Origin of the sequence: Sulfitobacter sp. HI0129 (assembly GCF_001635395.1) — a bacterium.
Classification (GTDB): Bacteria; Pseudomonadota; Alphaproteobacteria; order Rhodobacterales; family Rhodobacteraceae; genus Sulfitobacter.
Window position 1 is genome coordinate 1 of the sequence record NZ_LWGH01000895.1, and the last position, 519, is coordinate 519.

The 519-nt window shown below is 68.2% G+C and carries 1 pseudogene; it reads right to left on the reverse strand.

Annotated features, from left to right (window positions below):
* A pseudogene (locus tag A3764_RS20725) lies at positions 1-519 on the reverse strand (hydantoinase/oxoprolinase family protein); the annotation flags it as partial.

Here is a 519-nt window from a genome sequence, read left to right on the forward strand (position 1 = left end):
CCGGGTCAGCCGGTCGATGATCATTTCCGCTACCGCTTCCGCACTGGTGGACAGCATTGTTCCTGCCCCAGTGCGGCGGCGCCCGAAAAGGATCAGCGCCTTGCGTGCCGCACCTGCGTCCCATGCAAGCACCCGGCCGGCCACATGGCTCGCATCCGATGGGGTGACGCCTGCGACCTGAACCAGCCCCCGTTCCACCAGCCGCTTCAGCGCGCCGGTTTCGATCCGGGCGCGCAGGACGGACGCGAGGGGATGCACCCCTTCGCCGATCCGTTCCAGCAGGTCGGCATCGCGGGGGGCCAACCCTTCGCTGGACTGTCCGGCCACCGCGCGGACGAACCTGCCGTCATGCTCGCTGGGCACCGTGGCCCGCAACTGCGCATCCAGCGTTTCATGGACAAGCTCTGGCGCCTCGACCGCCAGCAAAGACACCGGGAGCAACCGGCGCGGCCCAAGCGTGACCCCGCCCTGCAGACCTTCGGAGATGAAATGAACCTCACTGTCACCGCCAAGCCCGCT